The organism is Clostridium sp. (genome assembly GCF_040797585.1).
Classification (GTDB): domain Bacteria; phylum Bacillota; class Clostridia; order Clostridiales; family Clostridiaceae; genus Clostridium_Z.
In genome coordinates this window covers 1-7,505 of record NZ_JBFNEO010000143.1, presented here as the reverse complement: position 1 = coordinate 7,505, position 7,505 = coordinate 1, and the positions used below count along the sequence as shown (strand labels likewise).

At 27.3% G+C, this 7,505-nt stretch carries 9 protein-coding genes; 1 reads left to right on the top strand and 8 read right to left on the bottom strand.

The features are described from left to right. Nucleotides 1-446: 446 nt before the first annotated feature. The 5 genes from yaaA to nfsA all read right to left on the bottom strand — a co-directional run bounded on the left by yaaA (nucleotide 447) and on the right by nfsA (nucleotide 4,671). Complete coding sequence (gene yaaA, locus AB2369_RS09575) at nucleotides 447-1,211, bottom strand: peroxide stress protein YaaA (RefSeq protein WP_367666259.1); 765 nt, start codon at nucleotides 1,209-1,211, stop codon at nucleotides 447-449. 491 nt (nucleotides 1,212-1,702) lie between these two features. Then, nucleotides 1,703-1,975, bottom strand: a complete 273-nt coding sequence (locus tag AB2369_RS09570; protein ID WP_367666258.1) for a hypothetical protein — start codon at nucleotides 1,973-1,975, stop codon at nucleotides 1,703-1,705. A 292-nt stretch (nucleotides 1,976-2,267) separates the two neighbouring features. Then, a complete protein-coding gene (locus AB2369_RS09565) occupies nucleotides 2,268-2,906 on the bottom strand; it encodes a histidine phosphatase family protein (RefSeq protein ID WP_367666257.1) in 639 nt (212 codons plus the stop codon). Nucleotides 2,907-3,143: 237 nt separating this feature from the next. Continuing rightward, a complete protein-coding gene (locus tag AB2369_RS09560) occupies nucleotides 3,144-3,575 on the bottom strand; it encodes an EamA family transporter (protein WP_367666256.1) in 432 nt (143 codons plus the stop codon). A 355-nt stretch (nucleotides 3,576-3,930) separates the two neighbouring features. Further along, complete coding sequence (gene nfsA, locus AB2369_RS09555; protein WP_367666255.1) at nucleotides 3,931-4,671, bottom strand: oxygen-insensitive NADPH nitroreductase; 741 nt, start codon at nucleotides 4,669-4,671, stop codon at nucleotides 3,931-3,933. A 410-nt stretch (nucleotides 4,672-5,081) separates the two neighbouring features. Here nfsA and AB2369_RS09550 point away from each other — a divergent pair, with 410 nt between their 5' ends. Beyond that, nucleotides 5,082-5,984: a hypothetical protein gene (locus tag AB2369_RS09550; protein ID WP_367666254.1), complete on the top strand. Its 903-nt coding sequence runs from the start codon at nucleotides 5,082-5,084 to the stop codon at nucleotides 5,982-5,984. A 90-nt stretch (nucleotides 5,985-6,074) separates the two neighbouring features. Here AB2369_RS09550 and AB2369_RS09545 read toward each other — a convergent pair whose 3' ends face one another. The 3 genes from AB2369_RS09545 to AB2369_RS09535 form a co-directional block, all read right to left on the bottom strand. Next, a complete protein-coding gene (locus AB2369_RS09545; protein WP_367666253.1) occupies nucleotides 6,075-6,299 on the bottom strand; it encodes a DUF2922 domain-containing protein in 225 nt (74 codons plus the stop codon). Between the two features lie 46 nt (nucleotides 6,300-6,345). Next, the gene (locus tag AB2369_RS09540; protein ID WP_367666252.1) at nucleotides 6,346-6,564 is read right to left on the bottom strand and encodes a hypothetical protein; all 219 of its coding nucleotides are present in this window, start codon (nucleotides 6,562-6,564) and stop codon (nucleotides 6,346-6,348) included. Between the two features lie 270 nt (nucleotides 6,565-6,834). Continuing rightward, nucleotides 6,835-7,505 (bottom strand): hypothetical protein (locus AB2369_RS09535; protein WP_367666251.1); only part of this gene is annotated, 671 nt, incomplete at its 5' end.

Below are 7,505 nucleotides of genomic sequence, written 5' to 3'. Positions count from 1 at the left end.
TAAGACTTTAAAGGATTTAAGTACATATATAAGTTAAGATCTAGACTAAAAACCCTATACTTAAATTATATCATAAATATAATTTTCTCTTAATATTAATATGTATATATTCAATTAAAATTATGTAATTTAAATAATTTTTATACTTCTTAATTTATATTAAAAATCATTCATTTTAACTAAGAATTTTAAATAAATATGAAGCTAAAAATTCTAGAAAAACATTATAGGTAAATCTTAAAACATAAATAATTTTTAGATATAACTTGTAATATAAGAGATTCAACTTCTCAATACTAAAAATTTTAATAGTATATCTTGTCCATTTAAGAAATTAACTTAAATAAAAAATAGCATATCTTATTCTTACAATAAAAGGTTAAATTTAAGATTAAATTGCCTTTTATTCTTTAAATCAAGAGATATACTATTCTTTCATATAAACATTATCTTGTGAACACTATGGTATTTTTAGAAGAAAGGTCTTCATTAAAACTATAATCTTCTTCATTAAAGCCCTTTATATCCTCTAGCCTATCTATTTTGTTCTTAATTATATATCTACTCATAAGTCCTCTTGCTCTTTTAGCATATAGAGCTATTATTTTATAGCTTCCATTTCTAAATTCCTTAAAAACAACATTAACCACCTTAATATCTTCCCCTAGATTATTAAGATCTATAGACTTACTATATTCTTCGGATGCTAAATTTAAAAGCACCTTCTCCTTATGTCCCTTAAGCTCTTCTTTTATGAAAGCCGTAGACTTATCTCTCCAAAAATCATATAAGTCTTTCCCTTTGTTATTTTTAAGTTTTGTTCCCATTTCTAGCCTATAGGGCTCCATATTATCTAAAGGATTCAATATTCCATATATCCCTGATAGAATTCTTAAATGATCTTTAGCAAACAAAAAGTCTTCCTCTTTAAAATCCATAACATTAATGCCTTTATATACATCCCCTGAAAATACAATGAGGCTCTGTCTTCTATCATTATCTTCCATACCAAACTTTTGAAACCTATAAAAATTAAGCTCAGAAAGCTTTTCACTTAATTTCATAAGCTCACTTATATCCTCTGGACTATATGACTTTAATATGTGAGCAAGTTCCTCACTTTCTTTTTTAAAATGTGGTTCTAAAGAAATATTTGAATATACTTTTTTATCATACTCCAATGTCTTAGCTGGAGAAATTATGGCCAACATATTCTTCACCTCAACAATCTATTATAATTCCTAGTATCCTATCTTCTAATAATATTTATTACTTAAAAATTTACATTAATATTATATAATAAAATTTTTAATTTTTCAAAAATCAGAGACTTAACTCATCTAACAAACACCAGCTAAAAGAAGATTCGTTCTATCTGATGGCTAAGTACTGTAACTACATCACCCTTTAAACCACATCTCATTCTGCTATGATTACAACCTATCTGAAGGTTAAGTTTAGATAAAAGTATATCTATATAAATATATAAACCTCATATTCTTCACACCGTTTACGAAGAATATGAGGTTTATGATAAACACAAATATATTTTTAAAACTTTATAATAACTTTTTATCTGATGGCTAGGAACTGTAACATCCCCATCCTCTTAAAAGGTGGAGGATAACAGTTGCTACGCCCCTAGATTAACTCATCTAACCTTTAGATAGTTGAAAAGACACCATCTAAAAGAAGATTCGTTCTATTTCATTAGCTTTTCTTTTATGACTTCATATTCTTTACTTGTTATAGGATGATATACTTCCTTTTTTAAAAGTAATCCTCTTATTTCCTTTATGGCGTAAAAAGTATCGTCTGTTCCCTTTTTAAACCTTTTTGTAGCTTCTGTTTTCATTATTATATAATTCATCCCATTATAATCTTTACCTTTAAAATAGTCTCCACAATCTTTATTGATTACACATCTAATTAACACCAAATTATCTAAATCATTTAAATTTTCTAATAGCTCCATTGAAACTTCCACTCCAAAACTAATAAAATTTATAATCTATAATTTTATTATCGTAATAATATGAAAAAAACTTTACAATTTAGTCGAATTATATTCTTTATTATAGAATCATTTATATGTATTTATTATATTTTATTTTATTTAAAATTAAAATCCCTTTATTTTCTTTTAAACTTATTAATATCATCTTTTATTTATTATAAAGACTTTAGTTATTTAACTATTTCTTAAAATCAATATGAACTCTAAAAAGTTCTAACCTAACTTTAAAGGTTAGAACTTCTCTATGTATTTACCATCCCTTAGTTATAAATTCTTTTCTATAATGACTTCTATCATCTTCTAATAGAATTTTATACTCATTATCCTGAACCTCTATATGGGTTAACGCCGCTTGCCCCATAACTGGTAAGGAAACTATATCATCAATATCTAAACTTTTAAATAAAGTCATTAAAAACTTTAGAGTCATACCATGGGTAACTATTAATATATTCTTACCCCTATTCTCATTTATTATATCTATAATTGAATGTTGTATCCTATGTACAAAGTCTGAAACACTCTCCCCTTTAAAAGGTGTGTATTTAGATGGGGTATTAAAGAATTTACTATACTCCTCCTTATATTCTTCTACTCCTTCTATTTCCTCTAGGGTCATTCCTTCCCATGCTCCAAAATTTATTTCCATTAGCCCATTATTAACAAGTAAAGGAATCTCTTTATCTCCCTTTATTATCTCTGCAGTTTTATAAGCTCTTTCTAAGGGACTTGTATATATTATATCTACATCTATATCCTTAATCCTATCTCTTAAATCCTCTGCTTGCATTATTCCTGCCTCGGTTAATGGGGAATTTTGTGTTCCTTGAAGTCTTTTTTCTAAGTTCCACATAGTTTGTCCATGTCTTGTTAAATATAAAGTAGTCATTTCTCCTCCTCATACTATATATAAAGTACACATAATATTTTACATTAAACTAATAAATCCTTTTCTTAATAATAATATAAACTATACAATATCCAAGCTCAATGTTTAAATGCAATATCTAAAGCTTGATTTTCCATACACTCTATTATATATAATAGCTTAATAATACAAAATTTAAAATAAACAAGTTATATACCCATAGAATATGATATATAACTTATTCTAAATTATTATTTTTTAAGAATATATAGCCATTAAAAGAACTCCTACTGATATAAAAGCAGCTCCTATAAGCCCACCCTTACTCAATCGTTCTCCTAGGAAAATAAATGCTAAAATAATACCAAACACCACACTAAGCTTGTCCACCGGTGCCACTTGAGATACTTTCCCATCCTTTAGAGCAAGGAAGTAAAAAAGCCAGGATAAAGCCCCTGCAATACCACTTAATATAACAAAGAACATAGCTTTTTTATTAGTAAGTACTGAAGATATCTCACTAAACTTTCCTTGGACAAATATTACCCCCATTAAAAACACTGCCATTATAACCGATCTAATAGCAGTAGCGGTATTGGAATCTATTCCTTTAAGTCCTAGTTTGCCAAAAATTCCAACTAAGGCTGCCATAATAGCAGATAGTAACGCATACAATAACCAACTTTCCAATGTTTACACCTCTCTCTTTACAATAATCAAAGCTAAAATTCAAACTATAATTAGCTCTAAATTCTAAGATATATTATCCTTATCAAGATTTACTATAATATATTATGTATATTAAAATTATTTTTATCACTTCATACTAGAAATAATATATCTACTTACTTTCAACCCTAGATATGATAATAAACTTCCTTTATTTTGTAAACACAATTTACAAGTATCCATGAATATTTATAAAAACTACATAAGAAAGTAAAACTTATATATTATTAAAAGTAAAAATAAACACTATGAGACTATTTTTATTTTAATAGCTCATAGTGCTTTATCTTAACTCTTAATCATAATTAATAGTTTTTTATTCTTCTCCAGTGAAGCCTTGACTCTCCAGGGAATGTTTAACCCTTGGATAATATATACTCTTATATACTCCACTTATTCTTTGAGACCACAGGCTCTTGTCACTCCCTCCAGTTCTTTCATTTAAATAATCACTTATTAAATTATCATAGGAATCCAGTTCTTCCTTTGTAATCTCCTTATACTTTTCATCATGAACAACAACTTCCTTTGGCATTCTTGGTTTTTGATCTGGATTTTCCTCTGGATATCCTACTACGAGCCCACATACAGGATAAACATATTTAGGAAGGTTTAACATCTCTATAACATCCATTGGATTCTTTCTTATACCGCCTATTGGAACAGTACCAAGTCCCATAGATTCTGCTGCAACTATTGAATTACCCATAGCAAGCCCAACATCCACAGCACCAACTAAATTAGCTTCCTCACTGGTTATTATTCTTATCTCTAAACCATTTTTCTCACAAGCCTTAGCTTCCCTATTAAAGTCCATGCAATATATTAAAAATACAGGTGCCTCTGCTACATAACCTTGATCTCCTACTAAATGAGCTAACTTATCCTTATTCTCTTTATCCTTTACTACAATTATAGAAACTCCCTGACCATGAATAGAACTTGGTGCCCACTGAGCTGCCTCTAATATATAATTTAACTCCTCATCTTTTAATTCTTTACTGCTATATTTTCTTATAGATCTATGATTTAATAAACTTTTCACTGTTTCATTCATAACAATTCTCCTTAAATAGTAATTATTCTCATTTTATTTAATAAAATTCTATCATATAAAATTTTCTTAGTAAAGTTATAAACTAACATATTAATTATAGGGTTTTTAGCTTGAATCTTAACTTATACATGTATTTAAATCCTTTAAAACCTTGGAGTTTAAGTAGTGAATAAGATAAGTTTTGAATCAAAACCCTATATTAAAAATTAATTCTACTATTTAATTTTTAATAATTAATTCTACTATAGTAAAGTATGTGCATAACTTCCATAAAAGATACAATATCTTCTACCATAATTTCTTAAATTAATGAATTATATATAAAGTAAAAGTAAAATCAAGCCGATAATGTTGAAATTAATTTTATTTTGTAATATTATTTTTATATAAGGTTAGGAGGTAATATCTAAATGAAAAAACTTTTAAAAGTCGTAGCACCCATTCTTGCTGGAATTTTCCTTTTTGCTGGGTGTACTAATAAAGAGGACGAACCTAAGGTAATGACCTCTGAAACTACTGCAGCTAAGAAGGGTCCATTTCAGGATATAATAAATAAAACTTTATCTTTAGATAGCTTATACGAAAAAACTTACATAACTATGGATGTAAAAAAAGATGGTGCAGCTCCAAAGAGAAATAAGTTGACTACAGAGGTTACAACTACTGATAAAGGAAAAAATCTATATATTAGTAATACTTCAGCGGATATCCCATCTCTTAGAGGAGAAGTATATATGGATGAATCTACCCTTTTATTTAAGCCTTATGATTCCAAAAACTTTCTAGACATAACTAACACCCCTAACTATCAATCAATAGTTGGAGATGTATACTCTGGAAAGGGTAATCTATCTAATGGCAAACTTATAAAAAAGGCTTATGAGCTTATTAACACTGAAGATTTAAAGTTTGAAAATGCTTCAAAGACTATAGAAGGTAAAGAGTTAGACTTTAGAACTGCAAAAGTTACTATCCCTGGAAAAGATGCTCATGATGATTTAATGGAAATGCTTAAAGTCATTTTAGAAGGTGATTTTAAAACTAAAGAAGAGCTTTCTGCATTTTTATCTAAGCTTAATTTTGATGATGTTAACGTAACTTTTTATGTTAATCAAGATGATATAATAAAAAGCGTAGATATATCTATAGGTGTATCCTATGATAAGTTTGAAATGAAGATAAACATGGATTCTAGTTTAATTTACTATAATGATAAGTCCATTGAATTACCTAAGGTAGATGAATCTACAGTTAAGTCTTATGACGAATATATTAAAAATAAAGAAAAAGACAAACCTAAGACTAATAAATAATCATATACCTAGAGGTTTTCCTCTAGGTATATTTTAATTAAACAAAAAGGATCCCTAAAACTAGAGATCCTTTTTCTATTTAATTATAACTTAAAAGGTATAATCTATCTTTTCCACAGACTTATCAACTATTTGTGCTTCAACCTTTTCCTTAAGTCCAACCCCTTGGAAGGTTAATATATTAGCCGTTATTATTTTATCCATAAGATCTGTAACCTCATCCTTTAGTATATTTTCCTTTACAGGTGATATCCTAAGGCTTACCTTCTTTCCTACTAAATTTATAAAAGTTAGCACTAAAGTTCTACTATCCATAAAAAATCCTCCTTAATATTTTAATAACTAATTACTAAAGAAAAGCTTAATTTTCAATGCTATAGGTATTTTCTTTTAAGATCTCTCCTAAAGGATAAGCTAGAAACTTTTCTATCTCCTTAGAAACTTCGTAGATTTTAGTATCATCTGCTCCCTCATCTAATAGTCCTACTCTCACCTTTTTAAATTTGTCATTTCCTCTCTCGTCCTTACCTACTATCACCTTTAAATTTAATAAGCTTTTTGATATTGTTGAATTTGCCATATTCATCAACTCCTTTCACTTATTAGCTATACAGTTCCTTCCTATATTTACTAAAATAATCAAAATTTTTTTAAAGTTTAATAACTTCTAATTTATATTATAATAGTTTATAAAAAGCATTAATATAAATCGTAAGCTATCATTACTTAAGGCTTATTCAAAGATTGAGTTTGAATGTACTTTATCTATATATACTAACTATTAACTCTAAAACTTAAGAATATATTTTATTATAGAAATAAGCTTAAAATATAAGAACTCCAGCTATCCTTAAGCTGGAGTTCTTGAAATATCCATAACCATTCTCTCAAGAATAGCTATAGCTTTATCATAATTATTTCTTGTAATCGCTTTATCCATATCTATTATAAAAGTTTTTATTGTATTATCACAATACTCTCTATTACCCTTTAAAGACCTTTCTATGAACCGTCTTTGATTCTTTAATGCTTTTACAACTTCTGAGTATATTATCCTTACTATATTCTCCTCATGACTTCTAATGTTATTATCTCTTAACATCTCTTTACACCAGGCATATAAACAATAATACATAGTATAGTTTATTATACTAGAAAGCTCTTCTATATCTAACTCCTCATTTATTTTAGTACCTATTTTTATATATACAGGAGCTATGTCATCTAAGATATATTGGTATATATTTTCAATAAAGCACTGATAATCTATAACTCCATTTACAAAAGAGTATATATTTTCTCCTGTTTTTATCATTGCATAAGCTAAAGCTAGTGAGGCAACTTTTAGCCTTATTCCTTTTATATACTTTACTTTTACCCTTCCACTTATCCTTGATATTATACAAGTATTATTGGATTTTATAAGATTTCCTTCTATCTCTGAAATTCTCTTATTTAACTTCTTTTTATTATTATATTTATGTATTCTATCATTTAAATATAAATTAATTTCCATAAGGC

What these genes read in the sequence shown, in the direction of transcription:
- yaaA (WP_367666259.1), bottom strand. Translation starts at nt 1,211, where the DNA reads ATGTTGGCCATAATTTCTCCAGCTAAGACATTGGAGTATGATAAAAAA.
- AB2369_RS09570 (WP_367666258.1), bottom strand. Translation starts at nt 1,975, where the DNA reads ATGGAGCTATTAGAAAATTTAAATGATTTAGATAATTTGGTGTTAATT.
- AB2369_RS09565 (WP_367666257.1), bottom strand. Translation starts at nt 2,906, where the DNA reads ATGACTACTTTATATTTAACAAGACATGGACAAACTATGTGGAACTTA.
- nfsA (WP_367666255.1), bottom strand. Translation starts at nt 4,671, where the DNA reads ATGAATGAAACAGTGAAAAGTTTATTAAATCATAGATCTATAAGAAAA.
- AB2369_RS09550 (WP_367666254.1), top strand. Translation starts at nt 5,082, where the DNA reads ATGAAAAAACTTTTAAAAGTCGTAGCACCCATTCTTGCTGGAATTTTC.
- AB2369_RS09545 (WP_367666253.1), bottom strand. Translation starts at nt 6,299, where the DNA reads ATGGATAGTAGAACTTTAGTGCTAACTTTTATAAATTTAGTAGGAAAG.
- AB2369_RS09540 (WP_367666252.1), bottom strand. Translation starts at nt 6,564, where the DNA reads ATGGCAAATTCAACAATATCAAAAAGCTTATTAAATTTAAAGGTGATA.